General features: G+C 71.4%; 12 protein-coding genes. 5 read left to right on the top strand and 7 right to left on the bottom strand.

Annotated features, from left to right (window positions below; all coding sequences use genetic code 11):
• Positions 1-9: 9 nt before the first annotated feature.
• Positions 10-1200, top strand: a complete 1191-nt coding sequence (locus ACFY9S_RS12015) for an alcohol dehydrogenase catalytic domain-containing protein (protein ID WP_391126145.1) — start codon at positions 10-12, stop codon at positions 1198-1200.
• A 16-nt stretch (positions 1201-1216) separates the two neighbouring features.
• On the opposite strand, the gene ACFY9S_RS12010 is transcribed toward ACFY9S_RS12015, so the two are convergent.
• Complete coding sequence (locus ACFY9S_RS12010) at positions 1217-2281, bottom strand: ATP-dependent DNA ligase (protein ID WP_391126142.1); 1065 nt, start codon at positions 2279-2281, stop codon at positions 1217-1219.
• Between the two features lie 74 nt (positions 2282-2355).
• Here ACFY9S_RS12010 and ligD point away from each other — a divergent pair, with 74 nt between their 5' ends.
• Positions 2356-3387 (top strand): non-homologous end-joining DNA ligase, encoded by a 1032-nt coding sequence (gene ligD / locus ACFY9S_RS12005; RefSeq protein ID WP_391126139.1) that lies wholly within the window; start codon positions 2356-2358, stop codon positions 3385-3387.
• Here ligD and ACFY9S_RS12000 read toward each other — a convergent pair.
• Together ACFY9S_RS12000 and ACFY9S_RS11995 are read right to left on the bottom strand one after the other, a co-directional pair.
• Complete coding sequence (locus ACFY9S_RS12000) at positions 3374-5506, bottom strand: OmpL47-type beta-barrel domain-containing protein (protein ID WP_391126609.1); 2133 nt, start codon at positions 5504-5506, stop codon at positions 3374-3376. The genes ligD and ACFY9S_RS12000 overlap by 14 nt on opposite strands.
• Before the next feature lie 56 nt (positions 5507-5562).
• Positions 5563-8043, bottom strand: a complete 2481-nt coding sequence (locus ACFY9S_RS11995) for a ThuA domain-containing protein (RefSeq protein ID WP_391126136.1) — start codon at positions 8041-8043, stop codon at positions 5563-5565.
• A gap of 189 nt (positions 8044-8232) precedes the next feature.
• On the opposite strand from ACFY9S_RS11995, the gene ACFY9S_RS11990 reads away from it, so the two are divergent.
• The 3 genes from ACFY9S_RS11990 (at position 8233) to ACFY9S_RS11980 (ending at position 10833) form a co-directional block, all read left to right on the top strand.
• Positions 8233-9210, top strand: a complete 978-nt coding sequence (locus tag ACFY9S_RS11990; protein ID WP_391126133.1) for a multicopper oxidase domain-containing protein — start codon at positions 8233-8235, stop codon at positions 9208-9210.
• 94 nt (positions 9211-9304) lie between these two features.
• The gene (locus ACFY9S_RS11985) at positions 9305-10342 is read left to right on the top strand and encodes a substrate-binding domain-containing protein (protein ID WP_391126130.1); all 1038 of its coding nucleotides are present in this window, start codon (positions 9305-9307) and stop codon (positions 10340-10342) included.
• A 245-nt stretch (positions 10343-10587) separates the two neighbouring features.
• Positions 10588-10833: a WhiB family transcriptional regulator gene (locus tag ACFY9S_RS11980; RefSeq protein WP_180989751.1), complete on the top strand. Its 246-nt coding sequence runs from the start codon at positions 10588-10590 to the stop codon at positions 10831-10833.
• A gap of 333 nt (positions 10834-11166) precedes the next feature.
• Here the strand turns inward: ACFY9S_RS11980 and ACFY9S_RS11975 are convergent, their stop codons facing one another.
• The 4 genes from ACFY9S_RS11975 to ACFY9S_RS11960 all read right to left on the bottom strand — a co-directional run bounded on the left by ACFY9S_RS11975 (position 11167) and on the right by ACFY9S_RS11960 (position 18723).
• Complete coding sequence (locus tag ACFY9S_RS11975) at positions 11167-12144, bottom strand: acyl-ACP desaturase (RefSeq protein ID WP_391126127.1); 978 nt, start codon at positions 12142-12144, stop codon at positions 11167-11169.
• 189 nt (positions 12145-12333) lie between these two features.
• On the bottom strand, positions 12334-13110 hold the full coding sequence (gene ddaH, locus ACFY9S_RS11970; RefSeq protein WP_102912264.1) for a dimethylargininase: 777 nt from the start codon (positions 13108-13110) through the stop codon (positions 12334-12336).
• 816 nt (positions 13111-13926) lie between these two features.
• Entirely contained in the window at positions 13927-16305 is a 2379-nt protein-coding gene (locus ACFY9S_RS11965; protein ID WP_391126123.1) for an Orn/Lys/Arg decarboxylase N-terminal domain-containing protein, read from the bottom strand.
• Positions 16306-16443: 138 nt separating this feature from the next.
• Positions 16444-18723 (bottom strand): ATP-binding cassette domain-containing protein, encoded by a 2280-nt coding sequence (locus ACFY9S_RS11960; protein WP_391126120.1) that lies wholly within the window; start codon positions 18721-18723, stop codon positions 16444-16446.
• Positions 18724-18726: the final 3 nt, after the last annotated feature.

The following is an 18726-nucleotide window of genomic DNA, read 5'->3' as shown; positions in this document are numbered from 1 at the left end:
CGCGAGGCGATGAGGGCAGTGACCTGGCAGGGCAAGCGGGACGTGCGGGTGGAGAACGTGCCCGATCCGACGATCCAGGAGCCGACGGACGCGGTCATCCGCATCACCTCCAGCGGGCTGTGCGGATCCGACCTGCACCTGTACGAAGTGCTCACACCGTTCATGACCCCCGGCGACATCCTCGGCCATGAACCCATGGGCATCGTCGAGGAGGTCGGCGCCGGCGTCCCGGACCTGCAGGTGGGGGACCGGGTGGTGGTGCCGTTCCAGATCGCCTGCGGCAGCTGCTGGATGTGCCTGACCGGCCTGCCCACGCAGTGCGAGACCACCCAGGTGCAGGGCGAGGGCATGGGCGCCGCCCTCTTCGGCTACACCCGCCTGTACGGCGCGGTGCCGGGCGCCCAGGCCGAGTACCTGCGCGTACCGCAGGCACAGTTCGGCCCGATCAAGGTCCCCGAGGGCCCGTCCGACGACCGCTTCGTCTACCTCTCCGACGTCCTGCCCACCGCCTGGCAGGCGGTCGCCTACGCCGGCGTCCCGCAGGGCGGCAGCGTCGCCGTGCTCGGTCTCGGCCCCATCGGCGACATGGCCTGCCGCGTCGCCCAGGTGCAGGGCGCCGGACGGGTGTTCGGTGTCGACCTGGTCCCGGAGCGGCTGCGCCGGGCGAAGGCACGGGGCGTGGAGACCTTCGACCTGCGGTCCTTCGACGACGAGAAGGAACTCGTCGAGGCGATCCGCGACCAGACCGACGGCCGCGGCCCCGACGCCGTGATCGACGCCGTCGGCACCGAGGCCCACGGCAGCGCTGCCGCGCGCATGGTGCAGAACGCCGCCGCGATCCTGCCCCGCAAGATCGGCGGCCCGATCGCCGAGCGCTTCAGCATCGACCGCCTCGCCGCGCTGTACACCGCCATCGACCTGGTGCGCCGCGGCGGCACCATCTCGCTGTCCGGTGTCTACGGCGGCATGGCGGACCCGATGCCGCTGCTCACCCTTTTCGACAAGCAGATCCAGCTGAGGATGGGCCAGGCCAACGTCCGCCGCTGGACCGACGAGATCCTCCCGTACCTGACCGACGAGGATCCCCTCGGCGTGGACGACTTCGCCACCCATCGGGTGCCGCTGTCGGAGGCTCCGCACGCGTACGAGATGTTCCAGCGCAAGCAGGACGGCGCGGTGAAGGTCCTGATGCAGCCGTGAGCCCTGCCGGGCACCGCTAGCCGCCGAGGATCTCCGCCAGGTCGTAACGGACCGGCTCCTCCAGCTGCGCGTACGTGCAGCTCTCGGGGGTCCGGTCCGGGCGCCAGCGGCGGAAGCGGGCCGTGTGCCGGAAGCGCTGCCCGTTCTCCATGTGGTCGTACGCCACCTCGGCCACCCGGTCCGGCCGCAGCGGCACCCACGACAGGTCCTTGCGGCCCGACCAGCGGCTCGGCGCCCCCGGCAGCCGGGCCGTCTCGTGGGCGGCCTCCTCGGACCACGCCGCCCATGGATGCCCCGTCACGTCGTCCAGGCGCAGCGGCTCCAGCTCCTCCACCAGCTCGGCGCGGCGCTTCATCGTGAAGGCGGCGGACACGCCCACGTGCTGGAGGGCGCCCCGGCCGTCGTACAGGCCGAGCAGCAGCGACCCCACGACCGGGCCGCTCTTGTGCAGGCGGTAGCCGGCGACCACGACGTCCGCCGTCCGCTCGTGCTTGATCTTGAACATGGAGCGCTGATCAGGCCGGTAGTGCACGGTCAGCGGCTTGGCGACGACACCGTCGAGCCCGGCCCCCTCGTACTCCTCGAACCACTGCCGCGCCACCTCGATGTCGGTGGTGGCGGGCGCCAGGTGCACCGGCGCCCGCACCCCGGCCAGCGCCCCGGCCAGCCGCTCCCGGCGCTCGGTCAGCGGGACGTCCATCAGCGGCTCGTCGCCCAGCGCCAGCAGATCGAACACGACGAGCGAAGCCGGTGTCCGCTCGGCCAGCGTCCGCACCCGCGAGTCCGCCGGGTGGATCCGCTCCGTCAGCGCGTCGAAGTCCAGGTGCCCCTCCCGCGCGATCACGATCTCCCCGTCCACCACGCACCGCTGGGGCAACCGCTCCCGCACGGCCGTCACCAGCTCGGGGAAGTACCTGGTCAGAGGCTTACCGGTACGACTGCCCAGTTCGACCTCGTCCCCGTCGCGGAACACGAGCGCCCGGAACCCGTCCCACTTCGCCTCGTACTGCATCCCCGCGGGGATCGCCGCCACGGACTTGGCGAGCATCGGCAGGACAGGGGGCATCACCGGCAGATCCATGGATCGATTCTGCGCCGATATGCCAGTAGATGCCCGATGTGCGAGGTGTGCGGGCGACGCCTACCGTGGCGGGCATGGGTGACGCGGTGGAACTGGAGGTGGACGGCCGGACCGTACGGCTGTCCAGCCCGGACAAGATGTTCTTCCCGGAGCGCGGCTTCACGAAGCTGGACCTCGCCCGCTACTACATCGCCGTCGGCCCCGGCATCCTGCGCGCCCTGCGCGACCGGCCGACCACCCTGGAGCGCTACCCCGAGGGCGTGAACGGCGAGAACTTCTTCCAGAAGCGGGCGCCGAAGAACATGCCCGGCTGGATCCCGACCGCGCACATCACCTTTCCCAGCGGCCGCAGTGCCGACGAGATGTGCCCCACCGAGGCCGGAGCGGTCGTGTGGGCCGCCCAGTTCGGCACGCTCACCTTCCACCCCTGGCCAGTGCGCCGCGATGACGTCGACCACCCGGACGAGCTCCGCATCGACCTCGACCCGCAGCCCGGCACCGACTACGACGACGCCGCCCGCGCCGCCCACGAACTACGGTCCGTGCTCGACGAGTTCGGCGGCCTGCGCGGCTTCCCCAAGACCTCGGGAGGCCGGGGCCTGCACGTCTTCGTGCCCATCGAACCGCGCTGGACCTTCACCCAGGTCCGGCGCGCAGCCATCGCCGTCGGCCGGGAGATGGAACGGCGGATGCCCGAGCACGTGACCATCAAGTGGTGGAAGGAGGAGCGGGGCAGACGCATCTTCATCGACTACAACCAGACGGCACGCGACCGCACGATCGCCTCCGCCTACTCCGTACGCCCCCGCCCGCACGCCCCCGTCTCCGCACCCCTGCGCTGGGACGAGGTCGGCGTCGCGCACCCCCAGGACTTCGACCTCGCGACCATGCCCGCGCGCTTCGCCGAACTCGGCGACGTGCACGCGGACATGGACGACAAGCGCTACTCCCTGGCAGCCCTGCTCGACCTCGCCCGCCGCGACGAGCACGACCACGGTCTGGGCGACCTGCCGTACCCGCCGGAGTATCCGAAGATGCCGGGGGAACCCAGGCGGGTGCAGCCGAGCAGGGCCCGCAAGGAGAAGGAGCCCCCTACAGCTCCCTGATCCGGATGTCCCGGTACGAGACCACATCCGTCGTGCCGTGCACCTGGAGCCCGATGTAGCCGGAGGCGAACCGCCGCCCGTCCGTGCCCGGGTCGTCCGAGCGGGGCGGGCTGAACTCCTGGCCGCCGGCGTTGTCGAACTCGTTGATCAGCACGCCGTTGCGGAACACCGAGTAGTGCTGGCCCTCCACACGGATCTCGTAGTCGTTCCAGGTGCCCTTCTGCGTCACCCCCGCCCCGGCGAGCCCGACACGGTCGAAGCCGTAGACCGACCCGGTCTTGTACATGTCGCCGTCGGGCCGGTCGAGCACCTGCACCTCGTGCCCGTACTTGATGGCGACCCACTCCGGGCGGGACTCCTCCGGGTGGTCGTGGACCCACGGGAAGCGCACGAAGACACCCGAGTTGGCGTTGCCGGTGCCGGGTGCGTCGTCCCGCCACTGGAGCTTCAGCGAGAAGTCGCCGTACTTGCGCTGCGGGAACCACAGCATGCCCATGCCGGGCGTCGTGGTGCCGGAGGTGATCGTCCCGTCGGGGTTCAGCCCGAACGAACCGCCACCCACCTGCTGCCACTTGGCGAGGGACTCCGCCGTGCCGTCGAACAACGCGCGGTAGCCCTCGGTCTGCCCCGGCTTGCCGATGCCCGACTGCCGGGCGGCCTTGCGGATCGCCTTGGACTCCCGCTGGTCGATGACCCCTTCCTTCAGCAGCGCGTCCAGCACCGAGTTCACGTGCTTGAGGAACAGCGCCTGGGACGTCCACTCCTTCTCGTCCTCGATCAGCTCGCCGATCCGGCACCGGTTGTCGGTCACCCGGTTGCGCACCCCGGAGTCGACCGTGCCGACGATCACCGTCAGCCGCTCGTCGTACTCCGGGCAGTCGGGCGCCGGGACCTGCCCGGAGACGACCGTGAAGGTCACCGTGCGGGCCGCGGCGGTGTTCCCGGCCTTGTCCGTCGCCCGGTAGGCCACGGTGTGCGCCCCCGCCCGGTCGACCACCACCGGCGCCGTGTAGGCGAGGTACGGCCCGCCGTCCAGCGAGTACTCGATCCTCTCGACGCCCGAGCCGTGCGCGTCGGTCGCCGTGACGGTCACCCGGGCGCTGTTGACGTACGCCCCGGCGGAGTTCCTCGTGCCCTCCACGGTCACACCCGTCACCGGCGGAGTGGTGTCCTGCGGTGGCGCGGCGACCACCGTGAACCGCACGCTCTTCTCCGCCGCCACGTTGCCCGCCTTGTCCGTGGCGCGGTAGCGGACGCTGTGCTCGCCCGCCTGGTGCACCATCACGGGCCCGGTGTACGGCTGCCAGGCGCCCGAACCGACCGCGTACTCGATGGTGTTGACCCCGGAACCCGTGTCGGAGGCCGAGACGGTGACCGTCGCCATGTCGATGTACGCCCCGCCGGCGTCGCGCTCACCGCTCACCGTCGCCGAGGTCTCCGGCGCGGTGGTGTCGTCCGACTGGGGCGCCACGACCGTGAACACCGTGCTCTTCTCGGCGGAGACGTTCCCCGCCTTGTCGAACGCCCGGTAGCGGATCTCGTGGCTGCCGACCTGGTCGACGACGACCGGCGCGGTGTACGGCTGCCACGCACCCGCGTCGCCGGTCGCGTACTCGATACGGTCGACGCCGGAGCCGCCCTCGTCGGTGGCGTGCAGCGCCACGCTCGCCGAACCGACGTACTCGCCCTGCGCGTTCTGCGTGCCACTCACGTGCGCCGACGCCTCGGGCGCCGTGGTGTCCTCGCCGGTGCCCTCGGTCACCGTGAGGATGCCCTGCATCTGGCCGTGGCCGGGGATCGTGCAGTGGTAGAAGTACCGGCCCGGCGTGAGCGTGACCTGGGCCGTGTGCTTGCCGCCCTGGGCGTCGTTCGGGTTGGCCAGGATGTTGAGCTGCACATCGCTGTTGAACTCGGGATCACTGGTCACGAACGTCAGCGTGTGCGGCATGCCCGTGGTGTTGCCGGTGGCCGTGCTGTTCTCGAAGACGATCGTGGCCGTGCCGGCGACTGCCGTCTTCGGTGCGGAGAGGTACTTGTCGATGTCGTTGCCGGCCGTCCAGGTGAGCACCTGGTCGGCGGCCTCCTTCCCGGGCTGCCCGGCGGCGGGCAGGGCCTGCATGCCGAGCAGCGTCAGCAGGGCGGCCAGCAGGGCGGCCCAGATTCTTCGACTCCGGATCACTCGGTCCCCCTCGCCAGCAGGCCGGCGGCCGGCGTGGGCCCGCCGCCCTTGTAGGTGACCCGCCACAGGGCCGACTTGGAGTCCGAGGTGAAGAAGCCGCGCCCGTAGTCCAGGACGTACAGCGCGCCGTCCGGACCGAACCTCCAGTCCATGAGGTTCTTGATGCCGTCGTTGCCGACCGGCACGATCTTCTTCAGCGACTCCGAGTGCACCGGCAGACCGCCGTCGCCCTGCGTCTTCGGGTCCATGAGCACCGCGTTGCGCGGCTGGTCGGCGTCGTAGAAGTCACCGACGAACCACTTGCCGTCCCAGTAGGCCGGCCACTTGACCGCACTGTCCGCCGCGACCGCGCCGTACCGGTACACCGGCCCGTTCATCGCGGCCTGCCCGCCGCCCTTCAGCCAGGGCAGCCGGTACGTGGCCTCCGCCGGCTTGTACGACGGGACACCGTTCGCGTCCCTCGGGTAGTCCGGCGCACCGCCCGACGGCGAGTACCAGATGTTGTTTCCGGTCACCGGCGGAAGGTTCACCAGGCCGTCGTTGTTCGGCGACTCGTTCTTCGGGCGGTCGCAGTCGTACCAGCCCAGCGGCTTGGAGGGATCCGGCAGATTGCGGTCCCGGTAGGGCTGCTTGTTACCCATGCAGTACGGCCAGCCGCGGTTCCCCGCCTTGGTGATGGCGGCGAACGTGTCGTACTTGGCCGGACCCCAGGTCGTCGAGGGCGCGCTCGCGTCCGGCCCGACCCAGCCCGCGTAGAGCACGTCGGTCGACTTGTCGACGGAGATGCGTGCCGGGTTGCGGACGCCCATCACGTAGATCTCGCCACGGGTCTTGCCGCCGCCCTCGGCGGTCTCCTTCCCGGTGAACAGGTTGCCCTCGGGGAGTGTGTACGTCCCGTCCGGCTCCGGGTGGATGCGCAGGATCTTGCCGTTGAGGTTGTTGGTGTTGCCCGCGGTGCGGCGCGCGTCGGCGAAGGAGACGCCCTTGTAGTTCGGCTCCGGGTTGTTTCCCGAGTAACCACCGCTGAATCCGCTGGAGTTGTTGTCACCGGTGGCGATGTAGAGGTTGCCCTTGGAGTCCCAGGCCATCCCGCCGCCCGCGTGGCAGCAACTGTGGATCTGCACCGGCCACTTGAGGAGGACCTTCTCACTGGCGAGGTCCAGTTTGTTCGTGGCCCGGTCGAGTGTGAACCGGGAGACCCGCCGCTCGGCCATCCGCGTCTCGCGGTCGATCCGCTCGTGCGGCGTGTAGTGCAGGTACACCCAGCCGTTCTGCGCGAACCCCGGGTCCAGCTCGATGCCGAGCAGCCCCTCCTCGACCTTGACCAGTTCGTCGCCGCCGCCCTTGTTGCCGAAGACGGTGAGCGCGCCGGCCAGGGTGACCTGCTTGGTCTTCGGGTCGTAGACGTGGATCTCGCCCTTGCCCTTGCCGATGTCGGGGTTGTTCCAGTCCGTGATCACGGGCTGCGAGGAGTCGGCGCCGCCCCGGCCGATGTAGAACACCCGGCCGTCGGGCGCGGTGACGAGCCCGTGCGGCTCGCCGATCTGGTCGTTCTGCCCCGGCTGGTTGGGCTTGGTCAACCGCTCCGCCGCGTAGTGGGCGTTGATGGTTGCCTTGCAGTCGGCCTGCTCCAGCCGGGTCGTCCACATCAGCGCGCCGCGCAGATGATCGCGGAAGTCGGTCTCGTCGTACGACGACACCGTGCCGCCCATGCCCGTGTAGAAGGACCGGCCGCCGTCGTAGTCCCGGCACCAGCTGACCGGATGGTCCCAGCCGTTGGCGCCCGTGCCCGGCTGGTACGTCGACTCGCGGACCCGCGCCACCGTGTGCACCTCGCCCGACGGGTTCTTCACCCAGTTCAGCCACCGGTCCGGGCGTTTCCACTGCACGGGCAGATCCCTGGTGGCGGGGTGCCCGCGGTCGCCGACCTCCACGGTCGCGCGCTGCACGGCCGTGGGGCTCGACGCGGCCGGACGGGCGCCCACCAGTCCGGTGAACCAGTCCGAGTACGGCTCCGCGCGCGCCGCGTCATGGATGCCGACGAACCCGCCGCCGGCCTCCATGTAGGCCTCCAGGCCCGCCTCCTGCTCCGCGTCGAGGACATCGCCCCCGCCGGTCAGGAACACGATCGCGTGGAAGCGGCCGAGTCTCGTCCCGTCGGTGAACACCGAGGCGTCGCCGGTGGCCTGCACCTTGAAACGGCGGTCCGACGGGCCCGACAGGCCGATGTCCTCGATGGCCTCGATCCCGGCGTTCACGACCGGCGACTCCTCCCCGGCCGCCGCGGAACCGTGGAAGATCAGCACCCGTACATTCGCGCCGCCGGGCGGCGACTTGATCGACATCGTTGTCGGCATGGGTTCGGGATAAGGGCGCGCGGTCGCGGCGGGGCCCGACAGCAGCCCCACCGTCACGACCCCGGCGGCGACGGACGCCGCCCAGCCGCGTCTTCTCGTGCTCAACCCTCGTAAGTGCATGGGCACCTCCTCGGTCACAGCAACACCGCCAAGGAAGCTAAACCCCTTTGCCTGTTGCGCCAATACCTATGACCGGGATGGCGTCAACTTTGTCTTGAGTGTGGATAAACGGCAGCGCGGCCGGTACCGTCGCACAGGTTCATCACAGGTACGCCTCCGTAAAAGCCTTACCAGGGTGGGGAGTTCCGCATGGACAGACGCAGCTTCAACCGGCGGGTCCTGCTGGGCGGCGCGGCCGTCGCGACATCGTTGTCCGTGGCGCCGGAGGCCGTCGGCGCCGCCGGACCGGCGAAGACGGCGCCCGCCGGGGGCGAGGTGAAGCGCATCAAGCTGTACGCCGAGAAGCTGGCCGACGGGCAGATGGGCTACGGCCTGGAGAAGGGCAAGGCGTCCGTACCGGGCCCGCTGATCGAACTCAACGAAGGCGACACGCTGCACGTCGACTTCGAGAACACCATGGACGTGGCGGTCAGCCTGCACGTCCACGGCCTGGACTACGAAATCACCAGCGACGGCACGAAGATGAACCGCAGCCATGTCGAACCGGGCGGCACCCGCACCTACACCTGGCGCACCCACGCCCCCGGCCGACGCAAGGACGGCACCTGGCGGGCGGGCAGCGCGGGCTACTGGCACTACCACGACCACGTCGTCGGCACCGAGCACGGCACGGTGGGACTCCAGAAGGGCCTGTTCGGCCCGGTCATCGTCCGCCGCAAGGGCGACGTCCTGCCGGACCGGACGCACACGGTCGTCTTCAACGACATGCGCATCAACAACAAGCCGCCGCACTCCGGTCCGGACTTCGAGGCCACGGTGGGGGATCGCGTCGAGTTCGTCGTGATCACGCACGGCGAGTTCTACCACACGTTCCACATGCACGGTCATCGCTGGGCGGACAACCGCACCGGCATGCTGACCGGACCCGACGACCCCAGCCAGGTCATCGACAACAAGATCACCGGACCGGCCGACTCGTTCGGCTTCCAGGTGATCGCGGGTGAGGGCGTCGGCGCGGGCGCCTGGATGTACCACTGCCACGTGCAGAGCCACTCCGACATGGGCATGGTGGGGCTGTTCCTGGTGAAGAAGCCGGACGGGACCATCCCGGGGTACGAGCCGCACGAGCACGGTCAGGAGCCGCCGGGCGGCGGCCACGAGCACTGACGGGCGACTGCTCCGCACAGCTCGCGAGAGCGCTCTCACCGCACGGCGGCCCCAGGGCTATCCTGATCCGCAGCCGCAGGTGAGGAGCCCCGAAGTGACCGACACAGCCCCGCGTCCCACCCTGGAGGCCGTGGCCGCCCGGGCCGGTGTCTCGCGGGCCACCGTGTCCCGCGTGGTCAACGGCGGCGACGGGGTGCGGGACATCCTGGTGGAGCGGGTACGCAAGGCCGTCGACGAGCTCGGGTACGTACCCAACCAGGCCGCCCGCTCCCTGGTGACCCGGCGGCACGACGCGATCGCGGTCGTCGTCGCCGAGCCGGAGACCCGGGTCTTCGCCGACCCGTTCTTCGCGCTCCAGCTGCGCGGCATCAGCAAGGAGCTCACCGCCCACGACAACCAGCTCGTGCTGCTGCTCACGGAGGGCAGGGACGACCACGCCCGGGTCGGCCGGTACCTCGCCGGCGGACATGTCGACGGCGCCCTCGTCTTCTCCCTGCACCTCGACGACCCGCTGCCGGAACTGATCCAGCGGGCCGGCGTCCCCACCGTCTTCGGGGGGCGGCCCGGCTGGAGCGGCGACCGGCGCGACGTGGTCTACGTCGACAGCGACAACCGCGGCGGCGCCCGCGACGCCGTCCGCCACCTGGCCGGCCTCGGCCGCACCCGCATCGCGCACATCACCGGCGCCCTCGACCAGACCTCCGCCGCGGACCGCCTCGACGGCTACCGGGACGTCATGGTGGACGCCGACCCACGGTTGATCGCCGAGGCCGACTTCACCCCGGCCGGGGGCGAGCGGGCGATGCGCGAGCTCCTCGGCCGTTGCCCGGACGTGGACGCGGTGTTCGCCGCCAACGACCTCATGGCCTCCGGGGCACTGCGCGTCCTGCGCGAGGCCGGCCGCCGGGTCCCGGGCGACGTGGCCGTGATCGGGTTCGACGACATGCGGCCCGTCGCCGAGCAGACCGACCCGCCGCTCACGACGGTCCGCCAGGACATAGAGGAGATGGGCAGACTGATGGCCCGCCTGCTGCTGCGCGGCCTCGACCGGGGCGCCCCCCGGGAGGGCGTCGGTGCGACACCGTCCAGCGTGGTGCTGCCGACGACGCTGGTACGGCGCGGATCTGCGTAGCCGGTCTCGGCTCCGCCGCGGGGCGCCGCGGATCACGGCGAAGCGGGCGCCGTACGGGTCGGCGAGCTTGCACCGCGGGTGACATCCGCCGCCGGAGCACCGCTGTGGCGGGTTGTGCGGTGTTTCCGCGCGCCGCCGTGCGCCGGCCGGTCCGGCGGGCCACCATCGAAGCGGCCGGGGCCCGGGTACGCGGTGTTGATCCCGCGTTGATCGAACGTTTTTCGCCGCCCGCAACGCTTCCGGTCATGCACATCGACACGATCACCTCGCCCGAACTCGAATGGCAGCAAGAGGCGTTGTGCGCGCAGACGGGGGCGGACTTCTTCTTCCCCGAACCGGGCAGCTCGGTGCGGGAGGCGAAGCGGATCTGCGGCATGTGCCCGATCCGCGCGGCCTGCCTCGCCTACGCGCTGGACAATGACGAGCGCTTCGGTGTCTGGGGCGGTCTCTCGGAGAAGGAGCGGCTGGAGCTGCGGCGGGTGTCGCGCTAGGGTCTGTCGTTCGGATCAGTCCGCAGACGCGGGGCCTGGCACGCGCATCTGCGGCGTTGTCGTCGGTTGTCGACTCCCCCCACGCTCAGCTGCGCTCGCGCGGGGGGACCCCCATCGCGTCGCCGCCCTCCTCCGCCTTGCAGCTCCACGCGCCAGGCCCCGCTCACGGGCGTTGAGAGGATCCGCCGATTCCCTGCGGCCTGATCCGAACGACAGACCCTAGCCCGCCACGGGGGCGGAGGCCTGCCGTCCTCCGGCCATCGCCGTGGGCGTGCACGAGGCCCCGGCCGCTCGTGGCGGCCGGGGCCTCGTGACCGTGTGTGCGGGGCGGTGTCAGGCGCCGGCCCGGGCCGCCATGCGGGCCTTGCGGGCGGCCAGCTTCTCGTCGAACTTCGACGCCTCGGAGTCCAGACCGCCCATGAACAGACCGAGCTCCTCCTGCGCCTTGCGGCCCTCGGGACCCAGGCCGTCGATCTCCATGACCTTCAGGAAGCGCAGCACGGGCTGGAGCACGTCGTCGTGGTGGATGCGCATGTTGTAGATCTCGCCGATCGCCATCTGCGCGGCGGCCCGCTCGAAGCCGGGCATGCCGTGGCCGGGCATCCGGAAGTTCACGATGACGTCGCGCACGGCCATCATCGTCAGGTCGGGCGCCAGCTCGAAGGCCGCCTTCAGCAGGTTCCGGTAGAAGACCATGTGCAGGTTCTCGTCGGTGGCGATGCGCGCCAGCATGCGGTCGCAGACCGGGTCCCCGGACTGGTGGCCGGTGTTGCGGTGAGAGACGCGGGTCGCGAGCTCCTGGAAGGCGACGTAGGCCACCGAGTGCAGCATCGAGTGCCGGTTGTCCGACTCGAAGCCCTCGCTCATGTGGGACATCCGGAACTCTTCCAGCTTGTCCGGGTCCACCGCGCGCGAGGTGAGCAGGTAGTCGCGCATCACGATGCCGTGCCGGCCCTCCTCCGCGGTCCAGCGGTGCACCCAGGTGCCCCAGGCGCCGTCGCGGCCGAACAGCGAGGCGATCTCGTGGTGGTAGCTGGGCAGGTTGTCCTCGGTCAGAAGGTTGACGACGAGCGCGATGCGGCCGACCTCGGTGACCTTGGACTGCTCCTTGCCCCAGGCCTCGCCGTCCTCGAAGAGACCGGGGAAGTTGCGCCCGTCGCTCCACGGTACGTACTCGTGCGGCATCCAGTCCTTGGCGACCTGCAGATGCCGGTTGAGCTCCTTCTCGACCACTTCCTCCAGGGCGTACAGCAGCTGAGCGTCGGTCCAGGCGCCGGCCGGGCTGCCGAGGTGGGGAGTGGTGATCGTCATGGACTCTCCAGGGGGACAAACGTATGAGCGGTGTGCGGTGAACCTACGGCATCGTAGGCTACGTATCCGTAGGTTACGATGCCGTAGGTTAAGTGGGCTGTAAAGGCCGCTGATCAGCGGGTCGCTCGTCCGCGCGTCAACTGCCCGTACCCCGCAGGTCGGGGGCCCGGACGGGGAACGCGGGTCCGGTCACGCGTACAGTTCCCGCAGGCGCACCGAGAGGCACGTCACACATCCCTCGAGCTTCTCGAACTCGCTGATGTCCACGACGACCGGTTCGTAACCGAGGTCGGCGAACAGCTCGGCGGTCTTCGGCGCGCTCGCCGCCATCAGCAGCTTGTCGCCGCCGAGCAGGACGACGTGTGATCCCGCCTCCTCGGGGACCGGCAGGAAGCGCGAGAACAGCGAGGGCGTGTCCATCTTGGGGATGTGTCCGACGACCGTACCGTCGGGCAGCGCCGTGACCGCCGACTTCAGATGCAGCACCTTGCTCACCGGCGCGGACACGACCCGAGCGCCGAGCGGCTCGAACGCGGCACGCAGCTGCTGGACGCCGGCGGCGTTGGTGCGCCCGCCCCGGCCCACGAAGACGGTGTCGCCGATCTTCAGGACGTCGCCGCCCTCCAGCGTGCCCGGGTCCCAGATCCAGTTCACCGAGCAGCCCAGACCGGCCACCGCCTCCTCGACCCCGGCGGTCTCCGCACGCCGGGAGTCGGCACCCGGGCGCGCGATCAGCGCGACGTTCCGGTACATCACGACCGTGTCCTCTACGAACACCGAGTCCGGGCAGTCGTCGGCAGGGTCCACCTCGATGGTCTCCCAGCCGTGCGTGCGCAGAGCCTCCACGTACGCCTCCCACTGCTCGACGGCGAGATCGGCGTCGATCTTCTCCCGCTCGATGTGCGTCACCAGCCCCTCGGCGAGACGCGGGCTGGGGCGGCGGACGAGGGCCTTCTTGCTGGGCACGAGCGGGACTCCGTATCGGATGGACGTGTCTGGACCGCACCGACAGGTCCTCCGGGATCGACCGGAACCCATCGGGCGTCGACCGACCATCATGCAGGGCGAACGGGGGAGAGGACAGCCCCGGGGCGCGGCCGGGGGACGGAGGGGGTGGGGAAGCCCCGGAGCGGATGGAGGGACCGGGGGAGCCCGGGCCGGTGGGGCGGACGGCTGGGCACGGGTTCTTCCCGACCACGGGCCCAGCCGTATCCGCCGCACCCGGAACGGCACCATGCGCGGCCGGGGCGGTCGCCCGCTGTCCGGCTCGGTCGCCCGCCGTCCGGCTCGACGGCCCACTGTCCGGCTCGGTCGCCCGCCGTCCGGCTCGACGGCCCACTGTCCGGCTCGGTCGCCCGCCGTCCGGCTCGACGGCCCGCTGTCCGGCTCGGTCGCCCGCCGTCCGGCTCGACCGCCCGCTGTCCGGCTCGGTCGCCCGCCGTCCGGCTCGACGGCCCACTGTCCGGCTCGGTCGCCCGCCGTCCGGCTCGGTCGCCCGCCGTCCGGCTCGACCGCCCGCTGTCCGGCTCGGCCGACACGGGCGTCTCACCCGCCGAGGATGGGCTGGCCCCCTGCCGCCCGACGGCCGCGGGCCCTGCCGAGCCGTGCCGGGGCGCATCCCCGCGGGGACATCGCCGGGCACGGGCGTGACATCCACACCGGCCCGGCACCCCCCAGGCACCGCCGCCGTGCCGGTGTCACCGCGGCGGTGGCGCTCTACCCCACCGGCCCGGCACCCCCCAGGCCCCGCCGCCGTGCCGGTGTCACCGCGGCGGTGGCGCTCTACCCCACCGGCCCGGCACCCTCCAGGCCCCGCCGCTGTGCCGGTGTCACCGCGGCGGCGGCGCCCTGCTGGTCGTCCGGGCGCAGGCACTCGATCAGGTAGTCGCCCGTGTCGGGGTCACGGGTCACCCCGTGGGTCTCGCTGCCGAAGCCGGGGAAGCGGCGGTCGAAGGACTCCAGCGCGCCGAGGTAGCGCAGGAGGGGGCCGTCGGTGTCCCCGGTGCTCTCGCCCGGCATGAGGACCGGGATGCCGGGCGGCGTCACCGTGACCATCGCCGCGGCGACCCGGCCCGGCGCGTCCGCCAGACGGATGCGTTCCGTGCCGCCGCGGATCAGGCGCTGGTAGCACAGCTGGGGCGGGGCGACGGGCTCGGGCAGCTGCTGGAAGGCGGTGTCGAGAAGTTCGACCAGGCGGGCCTCGCGCAGATGGTCGTGCATCTCCTGGCACAGGGCGCGCAGCGTCAGCCCGGCATAGCGCCGCGGGTACTCCGCGACCAGCGAGGGCAGCACACGGTCGAGCGGGGCGTCACCGTCGTAGAGCTCCTTGAAGTCCATGAGGGCGTCCAGCAGCGTGCCCCACTTGCCCTTCGTGATGCCCATGGAGAACAGCACCAGCGTGGTGTAGCTGTCGGTCTTCTCCACGACGATGCCGCGTGTCGTCAGATACGCGGTGAGGACCCGGGCGGGGATGCCCTGGCCGGACATCGCCCCCGTCGCGTCGAGCCCCGGGCAGGTCAGGGTGACCTTGATCGGGTCGAGCATGCAGTAGCCGTCGGTCAGCCCGGGGAAGCCGTGCCAGTCCGCTCCGGGGGCCAGGTGCCAGCAGGACGGCTCGGTCCGCAGCAGCTCCGCCGGGGCCTCCTCGAAGGGCAGTCGTTCCCCGCTCGCGGGGTCCGTCACCTCGTCCGGCTGCCACACCCCGAAGAACCACGGCGGCCGGTCGCCCGCCGCCGCGATCCGCCGCCCGATCCGCACCATCTCCCGGCGGAACCGGATCGCCTCGGTCACCGCCTCGTCGACCAGCCACTGCCCCTGCGGGCCGTCCATCATCGCCGTGGCCACGTCCAGCGAGGCGATCATCGGGTACAGCGGTGACGTGGTGCCGTGCATCATCAGCGCCTCGTTGAACCGGTCGTGCTCCACCGGTGCCCGCGGCGCGGGCCTGACGTGCACCATGGCGCCCTGCGACAGCGCCGCCAGCAGTTTGTGGGTGGACTGGGTCGCGAAGACCGTCGGCCGGTCGGGGCCGGGGAAGGCCTCCTCGTCCACCGACATGCCGTAGCGCCCGGCGTAGAGCGGATGGAAGCGGGCGTACGCGAACCACGCCTCGTCGAAGTGCAGCCGTGGCGTCCCGGCGGCGAACGCCCGGGCCGCCGCCACCGCGTCGTAACACAGCCCGTCGTACGTGGAGTTGGTGAACACCGCGTACTGGGCGCGGGACGACACGGCGTCCGCCGTCAGCGGGCTCGCCGCGATCCGCGCCGCCACCGACTCCGCCGCGATCTCGGCCGGCGGCAGGGGGCCCGCGAGGCCGTAGCCGTTGCGGGTGGGGACGAGGTACACCGGTCGCGCTCCGGAGACGACCAGGCCGTGCAGAACCGACTTGTGGCAGTTGCGGTCCACCAGGGCGATCTCGTCGCGGGTCACGCTGAAGTGGCCGACCAGGCGGTTGCAGGTGGAGTCGCCGTGCAGGACGAAGTACGTGTGGTCGGAGCCGAAGACCCGCGCGGCGTTGCGCTCCGCCTCGCCGATCGGCCCGGTGTGCTCGAACAGCGAGCCGAGCTCCTCCACCGAGATCGACAGGTCGCTGCGCAGCAGCCGCTCCCCGAAGTACTCGTGGAACGCCCGGCCCACGGGCGACTTGAGGAAGGCGACACCCCCGGAGTGCGCGGGCGTGTGCCACGAGTACTCGTGCGCGTCGTCGAAGCGCCGCAGCGCCTTGAAGAACGGCGGAAGCAGGGCGTCCTGGTAGGCGCGTGCGGCCGTGGTGATCCGCCCGGCGATGAACGCGGGCGTGTCCTCCAGCGGCCACACATAGCCCACCACCGACTGCGACACCCACAGGGGCAGCTCACCCAGCCCTTCGCCGGCCATGACCAGGAAGACCGGCAGGTTCTGGAACCGGCGTCCGATCCGGCGCAGCACCGTCGCACCGCCCGGCCCGTCCCCCGGCCCGGGCGGAAGGTCCCAGGCGACCACCGCCGCGGCCAGCCCCGCCTCGGTCCTGAGCACCGCCTCGGCGTCGGCGACGCTCACCACCCGGCGCACCTGTAAGCCGCGCGCCCGGATTCCCTCGGTGATGCGCGTCAACTGCCCGGCGGTGGCGCCCCCGTCCTCCGGATGCTCCGCCACCGCCACCAGAACCGTGCCGTCGGCCATGCCGTTCCCCCTCGCCGGTGGCCCGCGCCACCCCCCGTCCAGTGTTCGCGGGCCCCGCACGCGTGATCGGCCTGCGGTGGGCCAAACCACCCCATCGGGCCCAACCAGCGGACCGCGCGTTGACGTCGGCGCGCCGGTTCACCGGCCTTGGTGCCGAACCGCCCGCCGCAGATGCTCCCCGGTGAACGACCCCTCGACGTCCAGGAGCTGACGAGGCATCCCCTCGAAGACGATCTCGCCGCCGTCCCGGCCGCCGTCCGGGCCGAGGTCGATCACCCAGTCGGCCCGGGCGATCACGTCGAGGTTGTGCTCCACGACGACGACCGTGTTGCCCGAGTCGACCAGCCGGTCCAGCAGGGCGACGAGGCCCTCCACATCCGCCATGTGCAGGCCGGTCGTCGGTTCGTCGAGCACGTAGACCGCACCCGTCCGGTGCAGTCGCGTGGCCAGCTTGATGCGCTGCCGCTCACCGCCGGAGAGCGTGGAGAGGGGCTGGCCGAGGGTGAGGTACGTCAGTCCGACGTCTCGCAGGGCGCGCAGCCGGCGCCGTACGCCCGTGTCGTCGAAGAAGCCGAGTGCCTGCTCGGCCGTCATCCCCAGGACGTCCGCGACGGACCTGCCCCGCACGGTCAGCCGCAGCACCTCCTCCTTGAAGCGCCGTCCCTCGCAGTCGTGGCAGGTCGTCGTCACGGGGTCCATGAAGGCGAGGTCGGTGTAGATGACGCCCCGGCCCCCGCAGGTGCCGCAGGCCCCGCCGGAGTTGAAACTGAAGAGGCCCGCGCCGGCCCCCGTCTCCCGGGCGAAGATCTTCCGCACCGTGTCCATGATCCCCAGGTACGTCGCCGGGGTGGAGCGGCCCGAGATGCCGATCGACGACTGGTCGACGACCACGGCCTCCTCGTGCGCCGCGGTGAACTCCCCGGCCAGGGTGCTCTTCCCCGACCCCGCGACACCGGTCACCGCCGTGAGCACACCGGCCGGGAACCGTACGGTCACGTTCCGCAGGTTGTGCCGGTCCGCGCCCTTGACCCACAGCTCGCCCCTCGGCTCCCGCACCTCGTCCTTGACCGCCGTACGGGTGCGCAGGCAACGCCCGGTGAGCGTGCCGGACACGGCCAGTTCCTGCGGCGTCCCCTCGAACACCACCGTGCCGCCCCCGGCACCGGCGCCCGGGCCCATGTCGACGACGTGGTCGGCCAGCGCGATGACGTCCGGGTCGTGCTCGACGACCAGCACCGTGTTGCCCTTGTCGCGCAGCCTCAGCAGCAGGTCGCCGAGACGGCCCACGTCACGCGGGTGCAGGCCGACGCTCGGCTCGTCGAAGATGTACGTCATGCCGGTCAGGCTGGAGCCGAGGTGCCGCACCGTCTTCAGCCGCTGCCCTTCCCCGCCGCTGAGCGTGGCCGTCTCCCGGTCGAGGCTGAGGTAGCCGAGGCCGATCGCCTCGATGCGCTCCAGCGCGACCACGGCGGCCGAGGCGATCGGCCCGGCCACCGCGTCGTCGATCTCCCTCAGCACGGCGATCAGGTCGGAGATCTGCATACGGGTGCAGTCGGCGATCGACCGGCCGTTGATCCGGGTTGCCAGGGCTGCCGCGTTGAGGCGGGCTCCGTGGCAGTCCACGCAGGTGCCCTCCACGAGGAACGCGCTCACCAGTTCCCGGGTCTTCTGGCTCATGGCCGACAGGTCCCGCTTCAGGTACAGCCGCTCGAAGCGGACGGCCAGCCCCTCGTACTCCGTGGTCCAGGTGCCGCCCGTGCCGTTGACCGTGACCTTGCTGCCGGGCCGCCCGCGCATCAGGAACTCCCGCTCGGCGGCCGTGAAGCGTCTCACCGGCTTGTGCGGGTCGAGGTCGGCGCTGTTGGTGTACGTCTTCCCCTGCCAGGTCCCGGCGGCGAAGGGCGGGAAGCGGACCGCCCCCTCGGCGAGGGAACGGTCCGGGTCCAGGATGCGGTCCCAGTCGGGCCGTACCGCCCGGCCGAGGCCGTCGCACCCGGGGCACATGCCCGACGGGTCGTTGAACGAGTACGCCGTCGCCGGCCCGGCGCTCGGAGTGCCGTACCGGGAGAACAGCACCCGGATCACCGAGTAGACGTCGGTCATGGTGCCGACGGTGGACCGGGAGTGGCCGCCGACCTGCCGCTGGTCGACGACGATCGCCGGCGTGAGGTCCTCCAGGCCGTCCGCGTGCGGCCGCTCGAACTTGGGCAGCCGGTTGCGGACGAACCAGGGGTACGTCTCGTTCAGCTGGCGCTGCGACTCCACCGCGATCGTGTCGAAGACGACGGACGACTTCCCCGACCCCGAAACGCCGGTGAACACCGTCAGCCGGCCTTTCGGGATGCGCAGGGTGACGTCCTGGAGGTTGTTCTCGCGTGCTCCGGTCAGGGTGATGGCATCGTGTGCGAAGTCGGTCATGCC

This window comes from Streptomyces sp. NPDC012474 (genome assembly GCF_042955185.1).
Taxonomy (GTDB): Bacteria; Actinomycetota; Actinomycetes; order Streptomycetales; family Streptomycetaceae; genus Streptomyces; species Streptomyces cahuitamycinicus.
The sequence above is the reverse complement of the archived record's forward strand: the minus strand, read 5'-3'. Positions and strand labels throughout refer to the sequence as shown.